The organism is Photobacterium sp. J15 (genome assembly GCF_963870815.1).
Taxonomy (GTDB): Bacteria; Pseudomonadota; Gammaproteobacteria; order Enterobacterales; family Vibrionaceae; genus Photobacterium; species Photobacterium marinum.
The window spans coordinates 678,718-693,184 of record NZ_CAWMUI010000001.1; the positions used below are offsets into that span (position 1 = coordinate 678,718).

General features: G+C 51.6%; 15 protein-coding genes. 5 read left to right on the top strand and 10 right to left on the bottom strand.

Translation table 11 applies throughout. The features are described from left to right. Positions 1-102: 102 nt before the first annotated feature. From AACQ93_RS03345 to rlmM, 4 genes are read left to right on the top strand one after another with little or no spacing between them, the layout of a single operon-like run. On the top strand, positions 103-1,011 hold the full coding sequence (locus AACQ93_RS03345) for a transcriptional regulator GcvA (protein WP_007470899.1): 909 nt from the start codon (positions 103-105) through the stop codon (positions 1,009-1,011). Continuing rightward, the gene (locus AACQ93_RS03350) at positions 1,004-1,690 is read left to right on the top strand and encodes an alpha/beta fold hydrolase (protein ID WP_064602171.1); all 687 of its coding nucleotides are present in this window, start codon (positions 1,004-1,006) and stop codon (positions 1,688-1,690) included. Before AACQ93_RS03345 ends, AACQ93_RS03350 begins: the two co-directional genes overlap by 8 nt. Continuing rightward, on the top strand, positions 1,677-2,066 hold the full coding sequence (locus tag AACQ93_RS03355) for a DUF423 domain-containing protein (protein ID WP_064602174.1): 390 nt from the start codon (positions 1,677-1,679) through the stop codon (positions 2,064-2,066). Before AACQ93_RS03350 ends, AACQ93_RS03355 begins: the two co-directional genes overlap by 14 nt. 9 nt (positions 2,067-2,075) lie before the next feature. Next, positions 2,076-3,158 carry a 23S rRNA (cytidine(2498)-2'-O)-methyltransferase RlmM gene (gene rlmM, locus AACQ93_RS03360; RefSeq protein ID WP_064602177.1) on the top strand — a complete coding sequence of 361 codons (1,083 nt, stop codon included), beginning with the start codon at positions 2,076-2,078 and terminating at the stop codon, positions 3,156-3,158. A gap of 87 nt (positions 3,159-3,245) precedes the next feature. On the opposite strand, the gene AACQ93_RS03365 is transcribed toward rlmM, so the two are convergent. From AACQ93_RS03365 to AACQ93_RS03385, 5 genes are read right to left on the bottom strand one after another with little or no spacing between them, the layout of a single operon-like run. Then, positions 3,246-5,300, bottom strand: coding sequence for a heavy metal translocating P-type ATPase (locus tag AACQ93_RS03365; RefSeq protein ID WP_232323282.1), 2,055 nt, complete (start codon positions 5,298-5,300; stop codon positions 3,246-3,248). Positions 5,301-5,302: 2 nt separating this feature from the next. Then, on the bottom strand, positions 5,303-5,584 hold the full coding sequence (locus AACQ93_RS03370) for a YtxH domain-containing protein (RefSeq protein WP_007470891.1): 282 nt from the start codon (positions 5,582-5,584) through the stop codon (positions 5,303-5,305). Further along, positions 5,571-5,879, bottom strand: coding sequence for a hypothetical protein (locus tag AACQ93_RS03375; protein WP_007470889.1), 309 nt, complete (start codon positions 5,877-5,879; stop codon positions 5,571-5,573). Before AACQ93_RS03375 ends, AACQ93_RS03370 begins: the two co-directional genes overlap by 14 nt. Next, positions 5,872-6,525, bottom strand: a complete 654-nt coding sequence (locus AACQ93_RS03380; protein ID WP_198160091.1) for a YtxH domain-containing protein — start codon at positions 6,523-6,525, stop codon at positions 5,872-5,874. Before AACQ93_RS03380 ends, AACQ93_RS03375 begins: the two co-directional genes overlap by 8 nt. 18 nt (positions 6,526-6,543) lie before the next feature. Then, a complete protein-coding gene (locus AACQ93_RS03385; RefSeq protein ID WP_157097507.1) occupies positions 6,544-6,876 on the bottom strand; it encodes a cation transporter in 333 nt (110 codons plus the stop codon). Positions 6,877-6,985: 109 nt separating this feature from the next. Between AACQ93_RS03385 and AACQ93_RS03390 the strand changes: the two genes are divergently transcribed. Then, on the top strand, positions 6,986-7,378 hold the full coding sequence (locus AACQ93_RS03390; protein WP_064602192.1) for an HMA2 domain-containing protein: 393 nt from the start codon (positions 6,986-6,988) through the stop codon (positions 7,376-7,378). Between the two features lie 34 nt (positions 7,379-7,412). Here the strand turns inward: AACQ93_RS03390 and AACQ93_RS03395 are convergent, their stop codons facing one another. The 5 genes from AACQ93_RS03395 to AACQ93_RS03415 all read right to left on the bottom strand — a co-directional run bounded on the left by AACQ93_RS03395 (position 7,413) and on the right by AACQ93_RS03415 (position 14,407). Continuing rightward, the gene (locus tag AACQ93_RS03395; protein ID WP_157097508.1) at positions 7,413-7,823 is read right to left on the bottom strand and encodes a hypothetical protein; all 411 of its coding nucleotides are present in this window, start codon (positions 7,821-7,823) and stop codon (positions 7,413-7,415) included. Positions 7,824-7,899: 76 nt separating this feature from the next. Then, entirely contained in the window at positions 7,900-8,673 is a 774-nt protein-coding gene (gene xni / locus AACQ93_RS03400) for a flap endonuclease Xni (protein ID WP_064602198.1), read from the bottom strand. Positions 8,674-8,775: 102 nt separating this feature from the next. Then, positions 8,776-10,152 (bottom strand): nucleotide 5'-monophosphate nucleosidase PpnN, encoded by a 1,377-nt coding sequence (gene ppnN / locus AACQ93_RS03405; protein WP_064602201.1) that lies wholly within the window; start codon positions 10,150-10,152, stop codon positions 8,776-8,778. A gap of 275 nt (positions 10,153-10,427) precedes the next feature. After that, entirely contained in the window at positions 10,428-11,987 is a 1,560-nt protein-coding gene (locus AACQ93_RS03410) for a GGDEF domain-containing protein (RefSeq protein WP_064602204.1), read from the bottom strand. 140 nt (positions 11,988-12,127) lie between these two features. Next, positions 12,128-14,407 carry a tetratricopeptide repeat-containing diguanylate cyclase gene (locus AACQ93_RS03415; protein WP_064602207.1) on the bottom strand — a complete coding sequence of 760 codons (2,280 nt, stop codon included), beginning with the start codon at positions 14,405-14,407 and terminating at the stop codon, positions 12,128-12,130. Between the last annotated feature and the right edge of the window lie 60 nt (positions 14,408-14,467).

Here is a 14,467-nt window from a genome sequence, read left to right on the forward strand (position 1 = left end):
AACCTCTCTCACCGTTGCGATGCAAATCATAGGGTTTATGTAGCACTCCGGCAATGGACAATTTATAATGTTTGCCATAAAAAAAACTAATGCAGGAAAAGTATGTCAAGACGTCTACCTCCTTTAAATTCATTAAAAGTGTTCGAAGCGGCAGCAAGGCACCTGAGTTTTACCCGTGCTGCTGAAGAATTGTTCGTTACTCAAGCCGCTGTGAGCCACCAAATTAAGGCTCTCGAAGAGTTTTTGGGACTTAAGCTGTTTCGCCGCCGCAACCGATCTTTGTTGTTGACTGAAGAAGGCCAGAGTTATTTTCTGGACATCAAAGACATCTTTTCTGCAATCTCAGATGCCACGGATAAAGTCTTGGAGCGAGGTGCAAAAGGTGCCTTAACCATTAGTTTACCTCCTAGTTTTGCGATCCAATGGCTGGTTCCTCGGCTGGCGGATTTCAATGAGCAGCATCCGGATATTGATGTTCGCATTAAAGCGGTGGATTTGGATGAAGGTTCGCTGACCGATGATGTGGATGTGGCTATTTATTATGGTCGTGGTAACTGGCAGGGGCTGCGTGCCGACAAGTTGTATCAGGAATTTCTGCTCCCCGTCTGTTCACCAATGCTATTGACCGGCCCGAAGCCGCTGCGCTCCCTCGAAGACCTCAAAAACCATACTTTGCTTCATGATACTTCCCGTAAAGAATGGAAGAACTTTGTCCGCCACCATGAAATTACTGGTACCAATGTAAACCAGGGGCCGATCTTCAGTCACTCGACCATGGTATTGCAGGCGGCAGTACACGGTCAGGGTATTGCCTTGGGAAACAATGTACTGGCGCAACCGGAGCTGGAAGCCGGTCGTCTGGTCTGTCCGTTCGATGAAGTTCTGATGAGCAAGAACGCTTTCTACCTGGTGTGCCAGGAGAAGCAGGCGGAGACCGGTCGTATTCAGATCTTCCGTGACTGGGTACTGGCGAAAGCAGCCCGTGAACAAGAGGATATGCCGGATGTCTGATGTATTACCTGAGTATTTAATTGACGGGCCTGACAGCAAAGATGCCGTAGCAACGTTTCTGTTTGCCCACGGCGCCGGTGCCGGCATGGATCATGAGTTTATGACGGCGATTGCCAAAGGCCTGGCCGGACACGGCATTCGGGTTATCCGGTTCGATTTCCCTTATATGGTGAAGCGTCGCGAGGATGGCAAGAAGCGTCCGCCGGATCGCCAGCCAAAACTGCTGCTGGACTTTCAGCATCATATTGATGCCTTTGCTGATGAGGGCAAACTGGTGATTGGCGGTAAATCCATGGGAGGCCGAATGGCCAGCCTGATGGTGTCCGATATTGCCGCAGAATCTCCGGATGTCGAAAACTGCCACGAAAAAGTGAGCGGTGTTGCCTGCCTGGGCTTTCCTTTTCATCCGCCGGGCAAGCCGGATAATTTCCGCGGCGGTCATTTGCAGGATACGACTCTGCCAACCCTGATCCTTCAGGGAGAGCGCGATACCTTCGGTACCCGTGCTGAAGTCGAGGGCTGGCAGTTTGCCAATTCGGTTCGTATCAAATATCTGCCAGACGGTGACCACGGTTTCAAGCCAAGAAAAGCATCCGGGCTGACAGAGCAACAGAACCGGGAACAGGCAGTGGAATTATTAGCTGCCTTTATTCGGGAGTGTGTCGATGCCAGTGAATAAGAGCTGGCCGGGAAAAATCCTATTTTTATCGGCGATTAGCGCAGCACTGGCAGTCGCTCTTGGGGCCTTTGCTGCCCACGGGCTTAAAGTGCGGATATCGGCCGATATGTTGGATGTGTTTAAAACCGGCGTTCAGTATCAAATCTGGCACAGCCTTGCCATGATGGGATGTGGAATTTGGTTGCGCATTATGCCGACAAAAGCGGTATCATACGCAGCCCTGTTTTTTGCAACGGGGATATTGTGCTTCAGCGGCAGCCTGTATGCGCTGGTGCTGACGGGCATAAAGTGGTTTGGCCCCATCACTCCAATCGGGGGCATGTGTTTTATTATTGGCTGGGTGGTACTTGCAGTAGCTGCCTGGCGAACAGCTTGAGGGTTGAAAGTGAATCAAGTTCTGTTGTACTGCCGTCCTGGCTTTGAGAAAGAATGTGCCGGGGAAGTTCAAGACAAAGCCAATGCACTGGAGCTGTATGGTTTTCCTCGTGCTAAGAACAACACCGGTTATGTGGTGTTTGAGTTCTACCAGCAGGGTGATGCCGATAAGTTCATTCAGCTGCAGCCATTCTCTGAGCTGATTTTCGCCCGTCAGATGATTGCAGTTTCAACTCTGCTGACTGATCTGCCGCAGGACGATCGTATTTCGCCAATTTTGGAAGCGGTTGAAGACTTCCCGCGCTGTGGCGATCTGCGTGTTGAAACGCCGGACACCAACGAAGCAAAAGAACTGTTGAAGTTCTGCCGTAAATTTACGGTGCCACTGCGCCAGGCTATGCGTAAACAGGGTGCGCTGTATAACAAAGACAACCCGAAAAAACCTGTGCTGCACTTGTGCTTCATTGCACCGGGCTGTTGTTATATCGGTTACTCCTATACGAACAACAACTCGCAGTTCTTCATGGGTATCCCGCGCCTGAAATTCCCGACAGATGCGCCAAGCCGTTCAACTCTGAAGCTGGAAGAAGCTTTCCATGTCTTCATTCCTCGTGAAGAGTGGGATGAGCGTTTGGCTCCGGGTATGTGGGGCGTGGATCTGGGTGCCTGTCCGGGGGGCTGGACTTATCAGCTGGTGAAGCGTTCAATGTTTGTTCATGCCATTGATAATGGTCTGATGGCTGACAGCTTGATGGAAACTGGCCAGGTGAAACACCATGCTGTTGATGGCTTTAAGTTTGAGCCACCACGCAAGAACGTGACCTGGATTGTTTGTGACATGGTTGAAAAGCCGGCGCGAGTTGCTCACCTGATGGGTGACTGGCTGATCAAGGCCTGGGCGAAAGAAGCGATTTTCAACCTGAAACTGCCGATGAAAGGTCGTTACGATGAGGTACTGCAGGATATCGAAAACCTGAAGCTGTACCTGATCCAGAACGGTGTGAAATTCAAGCTGCAGGCGAAGCATCTGTACCATGACCGTGAAGAAATCACGGTACACATTGAGCGTCTGGACAGTCGCTCGCCACATTAATCAGGATTATTACCTGAAGATACCTGTAAAAAAACGCCATCATCATGATGGCGTTTTTTATTATGGCCCAATTGTAACGTGACTGGATCAGCCGTTACGGGCAGCCAGGGAACGCAACAGAACCGCAAGGGTCGTACCGTTGTGCAGGATGGCACTGGCGGCTGGTGACAGCTTACCAAAGGCTGCTGCCAGCATGATGCCGCTGTTAACTACCTCAGCCAGGCGGATGTTGCTTTTCACCAGCTTCATTGCCTCCAGGGCCAGCTGGCGGGATTCGGCAACGCCGTGCAGCGTGCTGTTCAGCAAAACAGTATCGGCGGTCTGCTGGGCAAGTTCCGTACCTTGCGCCATTGCCATACCGACATCGGCCTGAACCAGTGCCGGGGCATCATTGACACCGTCACCGATGAACATAACGCGATGACCAGCCTGTTGCAGGTTTTCGACGATTGACGATTTGCTTTCAGGCGTCGCCTCGGCATAGACAAGGTCAAAACCAAAGCGCTTGCCAATCTCATTGGCTTTACTGGTTTTATCGCCGGTCAGCAGAACCAGCTGTTTGATGCCGGATTTACGTAATTGACTCAGTACTTCAGCGACTTCCGGACGCAGGTGATCACGTAGGCCGATAATCCCGACCAGCTCATGGTTGCTCGACACATACAGTAGATGGCGACCGTGCTGTTCCAGATCGGCGATTTGTGACTCGGCCTTGCTGAAATCAACCTGTTCATGGGCTTCCAGGAAGTGGCGGCTGCCGATGACCAGTGGCATACCGTTTAAGGTACTGCGCAGGCCGTGGGCAATAACATACTCGACTTCACCGTGTTCGATATGCGGCAGGTCATGATGCTTGGCTGCGTTGACAATTGCCTGCGATAACGGGTGCTGGCAGTGCTCTTCAACTGAAGCGGCAATGGCTAGTAGTTCACGGGTACAGTCCTGCTCGTTGAAGCAGACCACATCCGTTACTTCCATATCGCCATAGGTCAGGGTGCCGGTCTTATCGAACACACAGGTATCGATTTCCGCCAGCTGTTCAATGGCGCGTCCGCCTTTTAGTAGAATGCCCTGCTGCGCAGCACGGTACATGATTGACTTGAAGGTTACCGGCGTGCTGAGTTTCAGCGCACAGGAATAGTCAACCAGGAACACGGAAGCCAAACGGTTGATATCACGGGTCAGGGCAAACACAGCCGCACCGACACCCAGGGTGATTTTCACACGGCGGTCAGCCATCTGCTGGGTAACCTGCTGGGTTTCACTCTGCTGGCTGAGTGACTCGGCGATAAAGTGGGCAATGCGAGCCGTTGTGGCTTCAGAGCCTACTTTATCTGCCTGCATGGTGATATTACCGTCCTGGATCACTGTACCTGAGTACAGGTAGGCGTCAGGCTCCCGACGCACAGGGACACTTTCACCAGTCAGCGAAGACTGGTTAACCAGCGCAGTGCCGTTCAGAATCCTGCCGTCAGCCGGAACCGAATCCCCTGGGCCTAACAAGATCACTTCACGTTCATGGATGTCATCTGAACTGATCTGGAGAGTTTCACCGTCACGCTTAACCCAGACCTGGCTGGTGTTTGGTGTCATCAGTTCAGAAAGTACGCGGTCGCTGTTGCGGCTGGTTTCCTGCTCCATATACTCACCCAGCGTCAGCAGTGACTGGGTCAGCATGGCTGTGCGGTAGTCGCCGCGCGAGCTGGCAAGGCCGATGGCTATGGCATCCAGCGCTTCAACTTTGAGTTTGCCTTCAGTAAGGCTTTCAATGCCTTCCTGAATAGTCGGTGCAATCAAAGGCAGAGTCGGCAGACTGCCCCAGCGTCCCGGTAACAGGCTGGCAGCCAGAGTACCGATGACATTCAGCGCGATTTCGCCGCGGGTGAACTCATGTTCGTGTTCACCGGTTTCGGATTCGCTCCAGTCAAGCAGGGTCAGGCGTTCTTCCAGACGTTCCGGGTTCAGCAGTTGGGTATCATAATGAATAGTGATACTGCAGGCGGCCTCGTTGACGCGGATCTGGCTGACACCCTGAATCCCCATCAGGCCTTTTTTTAGCCACGAGGTGGTATCCGAGTTGGCCGCCAGTTCAGGCAGGCGGAAACGGGCCCGGCCTGGAATATGGTGGATCAGCTTAATCACAATCAGTCTTGCTCTTTGTGAAGGTTGCGGTAGTACTCCAGCTCTGCCTGAGTATCTTCCAGACGCTCTTTAAGCTCTTCAACTTCACCGCGCACGGCTGACCAGGCTTTTGAGCCGGTGGATGCCAGGCTGGACTGTACTTTTTTATTGCTGAGCAGGTAGGCAACGGCTGCACCGGCTACGATACCGGTAACCAGGTGGCTGCGGCTGTTTTTCTGGCGGTAGTTTGCCGGAGGTGGTGTCGGCATGCCGTAGTAATAAGGGGAATAGTTAGTTTTCTTCATGGGATTTTCCTTGTAATTCGTCAAGCAGGTAGAGACCGGCTGCGCCTGCGCTGAGGATTGTCAGCATGGAGAGTACCGGGCGACCAGCCAGGCGATCGGCAATGGCCGTAGCAGCACCACTGGCAAGGGCGGCTTTACCGGCATCACGCAATACTTGTTGTACTGCGTCATTGACTTCGACTTCACCCTGCTGGCAGGCCTGCCACTGACGCACGCCTGAGGCGCTGCCGCCGAGCAGGGCACCAACCAGCATGGCCCGGCTGGCCGGACTGAGTTGATCGCGGCTGTTACTCATAGTCAGGCTCGGTTTGTGCTGGGTCCTGCGGGTCGCGGTGGCGAGCTACAGACTCCTGGAAGCCTTGTTTACCTGCATTGAAGGTATCGCGGAAAATTTCATTTCCCATCTGGATGTTGTCAGACACATTCTGTGCAGTATTGACTGTTGTGTCTTTAACTTTTGAACCGCCCGCTTTAAGCATGTCACCCGCACCGCTCAGCATTTGCAGCAGGTTGTTGCGGACGTTTTCATTGCTCAGCACCAGTGCGGCTGCGGCACCGATCATCGCACCTTTCCAGAATTCTTTGTCATCGACGCCCATCTTGTGCATCAAATCCTTGAAGATTCCGGCCTGTTCACCCATCACACCTTCCAGCATGCCCTGAGCCTGTTGGAACAGTGCGTCATGCTCCGGATGAGATTCATGGTGTTCCGGATGGTGTGGTGGCATACCGTGGTAGTGGTGCGGCGGTACTGGTGGGTAACCGTATGGGTGGTGATAACCCGGGTGTGGATGGTAACCGTGTGGCGGCATGGCGTGATGAGGGTGTGGAGGATAAGGGTAGCCATGCATGTGAGGTGGGTGGTGAGGCCATGCTGCCTGTCCCTGAGGTGGGTACGGCATGCCTTGCCACGGATCCTGAGGCTGGTTTTGATCAGACATAGTTATTTCTCTTATTGGTTATAGGGATAGTGCGAGGGTATGGATTTCTGATACGGCACTGCGGAAAGATGGCTCATCGTCCGCAAACAGGGAATCAACCAGTGTCGGGTTAACCAGCGCATGGTCATATTCGATCACGACGCTGCTGGTAGCCAGGTTGATGCGGTAGTCTTTTAGTGCCGGAAAGTTGCTGATGGCACCTTTTGCCTGGCCGAGATCAAAACCGGCAAGTTGCTGCAAAATACCGATATTGAATTTCAGGCGAATGCGGCCAGGGATATGGTGGGCAACGGTTAAAAACTGGCGAAGTGCCAGCAGTGTGGGATAGAGCTCTTTTTCCATTTCAGGCAATTTTATTCATTATGATTATGGTCGCTGGATTCTGGCATCAGCTACTTTTATAAATATTGAGATAGATCAATGAAATGATTTGCGAATTAGATTTAAAACGGTAATCTAAATGACAATAATTATTATTGCAGAGTCGCTTATGCAGCCTTATATCCACCGTACAGCTAACCGTCTTCGATTTCGCTCTGATTTCATCCGCGAGCACCCGAAGGAAGTGAAGGTACTCATTGAACAGCTTGAGAAAATAGAGGGAATTACGTCAGTACGCCATAAACGTTATGCCGGCTCTGTCGCGATTGTATTTGATTCAAACGTTGTGGATGCTGAGGTTTTGATGGAAACGGTGGAGAGCCATGGCTGGCTTCGTTCATCGCAACGTAAAGAGTTAGTGGAAAATGCGGTTCGCGCCGGGACTCATACGCTATGCCGCGGAATGGCAATGATGGTGTTGAAAAAGGCAATAGGGCCGGTTGCGATGCGAGTTGTAAGCAGCGCAGTTTAAGGCCAGCGTTATTCTCTATATTTTCGGTTGGCGGTTACCCCAATCGCTTTGCGGCACATTTGCATATATCACCGATGAGTGCCGGGCATCGCTTACACGGGGGCGATTTTAGCGGCAAACGAAGCAGAGCAGGTGAGTTTGCCCTGTTGCCTGGAGGCGTGGCGACAGAGGTTAAACGCGTTGAGGTGCTGAGTGTCTGGTTGGCATATCCACTGCTACCTTCATTAAACCATGACAAAAACGGCTGTAACGGTGTTGCCAGCTCTGTCAGCGCATCAGTTCCCGCCTGGCGGGCAATATCAGCCAGCTCGTCGCTGACTGTTCCGGAAGAGGTCTGTGATTGAGGGGCGGAATATTGCTTTGGTTGCAGCGCCTTCAGGGCTTTGGTGGATTTCTTTTTTATCTTCTTTGGTACTTTTATCAAAGCCTTCAGCGAACTACCCATAATACGACCTGAGATTGATATTTATTCTCAGCATCATAGCTCCTCAAGGTCGTTATTCCTAGTCCGTACCTGCTGTTTATGCCGTTATTTGATAACGGATATCCTGCAAGTTAAAGCCCAGTTGGAGATCGGTTTTCAGTTGGGATACCTGTTTGCTGGCAATTGCTTCTTCATGATGACCGTCGATTTTCTTTTTCCACTTTGGCGGCAGATCGTCGGCAGCCAGAATCGCTTCTAGGTTAGGGTAAAGTGACAGGAGTTCAACGGCAGCTTTAGGGCCAATACCCGCTACCCCTGGGATCTTGCTGGAACTGATACCGGCTAGTCCCCAGTAGTCCGGCAGTTGTTCCGGTTTTACCCCGAATTCTTTTTCAATAAACGGGCTGTCGAGCCAGCGCTGCTGGAAATAATCCCGGATCCGCAGGGTCGGGCGCAGTAGCTGACAATAACCTTTATCAGTCGAAATAATGGTAACCTGCTGATCGCGGTCGGCCACTTTTAGTGCCAGGGTCGCAACCAAATCATCAGCTTCATCACCGTCAGAAAGCAGAGAGTCGATCCCCATCTCCATGAAGGCATCCTGGATCATATCCATGCCTTCGAGCAATTCTTGCGGCATCGGCTTTCGGCCTTCTTTATAACCGGGTAACAGTTCGGCCCGCCAGCCACGATCTTCTCCGTGGTGGTCAAATACCGCAACAATATGGGTTGGATTGCTACTGCTGATGATCTTGCTTAGTGCCTGGCAACATACTCGTGCGGTATTGGCAACGTCGGGTTCGCCATGCTGGGCGGCATGGACGCGGCGGATGAGGTTCAGGGCATCAATAACAACAAGATGAATAGACATAGCAGTGGCTTAGCAGAAAAATAAAGGGCCGATACAGGCCCTTTATTGTACGCATTGTGGCATCAGAGTGTAACCTCCATAGGGAGGAAATCTGTTCTGATGTTATTTTCCGTTATGGTTATTATTGGTGATGATCTCATAGCATGGCACATAAGCCGTACCCGGCAGTTTCATCCTTTGCTGATCAACGAATTTGCGTAGCAGCTTGTCCATCCGTTTCATTAGTTTCAGGTCACCATTGATCTGGAACGGGCCTTTGCGTTCGATTTCTTTGATCCCTTCTTCTTTGACGTTACCGGCTACAATGCCGGAGAACGCCCGGCGCAGGTTGGCAGCCAGTTGTTCCGGCCGCTGGTTCATGTGCAGATCAAGACTGGCCATGGATTCATGGGTCGGCTCAAACGGTAGCTGGAACTCCGGCGGGATCTTGAGTGACCAGTTATAGGTATAGGCGTCACCGGTAGCCAGTCGCTGCTCTTTGATCAGTGGCATGGCATTTTTCATGATCCGGGCCACTCTCGCCGGGTCATCTATCACGATCTCATAGTGTTTAGCGGCGTCTTCGCCGAGGGTATCTTTGACAAAGGCATCCAGGGTTCGGAAGTAAGGTTCACTTTCCCTAGGTCCGGTCAGAACCAGTGGGAATGGTTGACCTTTGTTTTCTGGATGCATCAGGATACCGAGGATATACAGTAGCTCTTCGGCGGTACCTGCACCGCCCGGGAAGATCACAATACCATGGCCGACCCGCACAAAGGCCTCGAGGCGTTTTTCTATATCCGGCATGATCACCAGTTCGTTAACAATCGGGTTTGGCGGCTCGGCAGCAATGATTGACGGTTCGGTCAGGCCGATAAAACGGCTTTGGTTATAACGTTGTTTGGCATGACCGATGGCTGCGCCTTTCATCGGCCCTTCCATTGCGCCGGGACCGCAACCGGTACAGATATTCAGTTCCCGTAAGCCCAGCTCGTGGCCGACTTCGCGGGTGTACTGGAATTCAATTTGGTTAATGGAGTGGCCGCCCCAGCAGACAACAATATTCGGATCAACGCCCGAGCGGACTGTTTTGGCGTTGCGCAGGATACTGAAAATGAAATTGGTAATGTGCGGTGCGCTGGTCAGGTTAAGATCCTTGCGCAGCTCGACATGCATATTGACGTAGACGATGTCACGCAGCACCGAGAACATATGTTCCTGAATACCGCGGATGATTTTGCCGTCCACAAAGGCATCTTCTGGCGGGTTCATCAGCTCAAGCTTGATCCCGCGCTCCCTGCGCATTACGTTGACATCAAAGCTTTTGTGCTGCTCCAGTAGCTCTTTTGAGTTGTCGGTGTGGCTGCCGGAGTTCAGTACTGCCAGCGAGCAGTTACGGTACAGGCGATACAGGTCACTGGATGCCGTAGCTTTCAAGCGATCTACTTCCAGTTGGGAAAGCAGGTCCATGGCCCCGACAGGGCTGATATGAGTAATCATGGTAACCTCCCTGGTCATGATAATACGGCTACGTTCACGCTTTGATGGTTGATAGATTGTTGGTGAACATGTCCGGAGAGAGTATTCAGAGGTTTTTAAGGAGGATGCGAACAGGCATCAATTTCTTAAAAATCAGCAAGCAGGACAATGAGTTGCTATTGGCCGTTTTAGAACAGGTCATTGCTCCGCCTGATATTATTCACCATACACAGGGACGGACGATTTGACCAGAAATTGGTGTGACAGATGATAGCCGTGTCAGTATATATTACCGGTTATGAGATCCACAGCATGCGGTTGTCGCCGGCACTTTTGGCGCTGAACAGGGCTTTTTCGGTGCGTTCGAGGATATCGTCCGGGGTATCGTTACCATGGAACAGGGTGGCACCGACAGAGACAGTGATTGAGACATTCTGTTCACGGAAACGAAACGGCAATTGGGTGATATTTTCTCTGATGTTCGACAGCCGTTTTGTACGTTCTTCTTCGCTGACATCAGGCAGGATGAGCATAAACTCATCATCACCAAAGCGGGCGATAAAGTCGGTTTCTTCCAGGTTTTGGCGAATGGTACGAGCAATTATTTTTAGTACTTTATCACCGGCCAGGTGACCGTAGTTGTCATTGACTTCCTTGAAGTGGTCGATATCGATCATCGCGACACTCAGCGGGTGCTGGTAGCGCAGCCAGCGGCGGTACTCGTGCTCCAGACGTTCATTCAGGGCGGCGCGGTTATACACCCGGGTCAGGTTATCAAGGAACATCTTACGTTCCTGATCATGCAGTCGCCGTCGGTAGTCCTGGGTTTGTTCAAACAGGTTGTTGATTTTGCCTTCGTTGTAACTGAGCTGTTCAACCAGCGCCTTTTCTCTTTTCTCCAGAGCTTTGTTGCGCTCGGCAAGTACCAGCAGCTCTTTGGTCAGGTCGGTCAGTGTCGGACGCCAGGCTTCCAGGTTTTTGTGTTCACCCAGTCCCTGTCTGATGGATCCCGCCAGAGTAGCCAGCTCTGAGGTCATCTCGCTGCGGTGTTCATACAGAGCCGAACCTTGTCCGACGCTTTGGTTGGTGGTTTTCTGAAGGGTAGCCAGATCGCTGTTAATACCATCAAGGAAGTGTTGAGATGAGCGGCGTTCGTGATGGGTTCCGTCCAGAACCAGACGCAGCACCTCCAGTGATAGCTCAATAAGGGTTTTCGGTGAAACGCCAACCAGAAGGCGGTTGCGGATGTTCATCAGCCTGTCACCATTTTCACCGTCGAAATCAAGCTCAGTGATCAGTCGCTGAAGTTCATTGGTCAGTTGAAGCTGAAGGTCATGGTCCAGGGCGTCTTTCATCCCCATGGCATTGTTAGAAACTGATATCAGCTTCAGAGCCCGTTCATACAGCTCCAGTAACTGGATTGTATGTTTGTGGGTCTGAGCCAGTGTTTTCGAAGGTTGTCCCAGCAGGTTGCGGAGTTCTCGTTTCAGCTGGGCTGGCAGGCCGGGCAAGCGTGTAAGCGTTTCACCACTGTGGGTGATTTGCTGCTCTAAAAGGTGATTTTCGTTTTCGGTGAACGAAGCCTGGCGGGTTACAAGGCGTTCGACAACAGCCAGTCGCGGGATCAGTTTGCTGACGTCTTTCTGCTGTTCCAGTTCAGTACGCAGTTCACTGAGCTTTTCGTCCAGCTCGTTGTCTAGACCTTTGCAGGCAACGGACAAACGGCTGATTAGACGCTTGAGAATGACAATTTCACGACGGGACTTCAATGAAGCATCGCGATAGGTCAATTGAGCTTGGTCTAAACGCAGCTTCAACTTACTCACTTCAGAAGCTACGGCATTGATATCAGTCACGTTGTTGCAAATAAACCTTCAGGGCAAACGCCATAATTTAAGCCATCCATTGGCCAGCCTGTAAAGACTGGCTAACCATGCTAGCAAAATTGCCCCTGGAATTCATAGCAATCAGTACTAACTAAGAGTTCAGTTGTAGTTTAACTGAGCTTTTTGTCAGATTCGTGATCATTGTTCCAGACTATGGGGGTGGAAGAGGAACTTTGAACTTTAACCAAACCGTTATCTATGCCCTGAAGGCACGCTTTGCGAATGTTATCGCTGGCAAAGCTGGCTGCCGGAGCGGCATCAATGGCACTGAGATGAACCCACTGGCTGCCGCTTTCTTTTTTACTGAGCTGGCGGGCGGCATTGGCGGCCATCAGCAGGATATCAAGCAGTTCATGGTCGTTAATCGCGGTATAGGCGCGTGGCAGGAACGGGTATTCCGCCAAGCCGATGCGGACTCGATTATCGAGATTACGAGTGCCAAAGAAGCTGTCAACCAGCTGCTGGATTGAGTCAGCCATCTGGTGCGGATCGGTATCAAGACGTGAGTTCGGCTCAATATACAGGAACATATTGTCAGAGAAGTGGTAGAGGCGCGCCGGTTCGCACACCTGTTCCTGGAGGTAGTCACCAAACTGACGTTCCAGTTCCAGCCCATGCTGGTAACCGTGTTTGAGGTAAATATGCTTGAGGAAAGGGATTTCAAACAGGGCAAAGCGTAGTCTGTCGCTGAGCGGCTCGTTGATGATCTCACCGAGATGCCACTGCTCGAAGTTGGCACTGCTTTGCTGCAGGGAGTTCGGCAGGCGTGCATTAAGCATCCGCAGGTTACGCAGGCCGCTGCGCGGATGAGTGTAGAACTCAGTACGCAGACGAAGCAGGCGTCCCTGAAGCTGTTTTGCGACGCGGTGACGACGCCACAGTACAATGAGCATGACAAGGATAACGCTCAGCAGGAAGACGGTGACTTTTTGCTGCGTGTAAAGGGCCTTTTCACTCTCAAACTGTTGTCGTTCCATCTCTTCCAGCTGCAGGGAGCGTTCAAGCATACGTTGCTGCTGCTTGAAGACTTCGACATTACTTTTAACCTGATCTTCCTGTTTACTGGAGAAAAGCTGTTCGTAGCGGCGTTGACTCAACAGGGCATTGTAGTAGTCGTTTTGCTGTTCGAAGGCATTGGACAGCACGGACTCGCCCATCAGTTGAAGGTCAAGGTCACCGAGGCGGCTGGCTGCAATAAGGCCAGACTGCAGGTTTGATACCGCTCTATCGATATGGCCTTCGGCCAGTTCAAGTTTGCCTTGGAGGATCTGGGCTTCAGCCTGGATGGATTCATTACCGCTCTGTTTTGCCAGTTGGCGGGTATGCTGAAGATATTGTTCGGTTTTCGGGTAGTTGTAAAGCTGCAGGTAGACCCGGGCAATACTCAGGCGCAGCCGGGCCGAGCGGATTTCGTGCTTGAGCTGGGTTTCTTGGTCCAGGGCATTGAAGTAGTGAACCAGTGCCAGGTTATAGCGCCCCTGTTGCTCGTAGACAGAAGCGATCAGTGCCAGGGTTTTGGCCAGCGGCATGGTGCGGTTGAAGTGCTCGAAGAATTCTCCTGCCTGGGTGGCATGTTCCAGCGCTTTGTCGAAGACCTTACGTTGCTCAAACAGGCTGGCGAGTTCGTAGTTGGCCATGGCAACCAGAGCATTGTTGTCCTGCTCGACAGCCAGCCAATAACCACTGAGCAGGCGATCAAGAGCAAGATCGAAATGGCGATGCTGTAAATAGTGGTGGCCGATAGTCAGCTGATAGTTGATGAGTTCGTTGTTGTCGTCGATATTCACCAGAAAACGCTTGGCGCGGGTAAAGAGTTTTTCGGCTTTGTTTTCATTGTTCAGTTCAGACTCAATCACCGCGCGCTGCATCAGCGCCTGATACTGCAAAACCTTAATCTGTTTGGTCAGCTGAAGAGCTTCAGATTGTTCCATTTCCTGATCTACTTGATCCAACATGTTCAGGGCGACAGCGTTGTTTTTCAGGTTTTCCCAGTAAATATGGGCATGGATCAGGCGGCTTTCGAGCAGAGTAAATGACAGGGCATTATCGACAGCCAGTTTCTCGGCTTGTTTGACAGCCTGCAAGGCTTCTTCTGGTTGATTGAGCAGGGAATAGGCTCGGGCCTGAAGCTGAAGTGCATTGATTGTATTGAGTGGGGTACGGATAGTATGGTCGGCTTCGTCGTTAACGTGTACCCGTGACAGCTCTGTGGGGTTGCTCATACGGCGCTGTTCCAGGTAGCTGGCAGTGATTTCTACTGTCTTGTCCGGACTGGTTTGTAACAGCTCGTTGGCATCCGCCAAAATTGGTGTGGTGTAGATTTTGGCACTTACATTAAATGAAGCGGCCAGGACAAATAGCACACTTACCAGCCAACGGCGCAGATACATACTTATTCTTAAACCCCAAAAAAACTCTGGGTCTAATATTACTGGCTTGCTCAATCAAGT

Excerpts from the sequence above, each read along its gene's own strand:
- AACQ93_RS03370 (WP_007470891.1), bottom strand. The coding sequence starts at position 5,584 with ATGAAGAAAACTAACTATTCCCCTTATTACTACGGCATGCCGACACCA.
- AACQ93_RS03375 (WP_007470889.1), bottom strand. The coding sequence starts at position 5,879 with ATGAGTAACAGCCGCGATCAACTCAGTCCGGCCAGCCGGGCCATGCTG.
- AACQ93_RS03380 (WP_198160091.1), bottom strand. The coding sequence starts at position 6,525 with ATGTCTGATCAAAACCAGCCTCAGGATCCGTGGCAAGGCATGCCGTAC.
- AACQ93_RS03415 (WP_064602207.1), bottom strand. The coding sequence starts at position 14,407 with ATGTATCTGCGCCGTTGGCTGGTAAGTGTGCTATTTGTCCTGGCCGCT.
- AACQ93_RS03345 (WP_007470899.1), top strand. The coding sequence starts at position 103 with ATGTCAAGACGTCTACCTCCTTTAAATTCATTAAAAGTGTTCGAAGCG.
- ppnN (WP_064602201.1), bottom strand. The coding sequence starts at position 10,152 with ATGATTACTCATATCAGCCCTGTCGGGGCCATGGACCTGCTTTCCCAA.
- AACQ93_RS03395 (WP_157097508.1), bottom strand. The coding sequence starts at position 7,823 with ATGGGTAGTTCGCTGAAGGCTTTGATAAAAGTACCAAAGAAGATAAAA.
- AACQ93_RS03390 (WP_064602192.1), top strand. The coding sequence starts at position 6,986 with ATGACAATAATTATTATTGCAGAGTCGCTTATGCAGCCTTATATCCAC.
- AACQ93_RS03355 (WP_064602174.1), top strand. The coding sequence starts at position 1,677 with ATGCCAGTGAATAAGAGCTGGCCGGGAAAAATCCTATTTTTATCGGCG.
- AACQ93_RS03350 (WP_064602171.1), top strand. The coding sequence starts at position 1,004 with ATGTCTGATGTATTACCTGAGTATTTAATTGACGGGCCTGACAGCAAA.
- xni (WP_064602198.1), bottom strand. The coding sequence starts at position 8,673 with ATGTCTATTCATCTTGTTGTTATTGATGCCCTGAACCTCATCCGCCGC.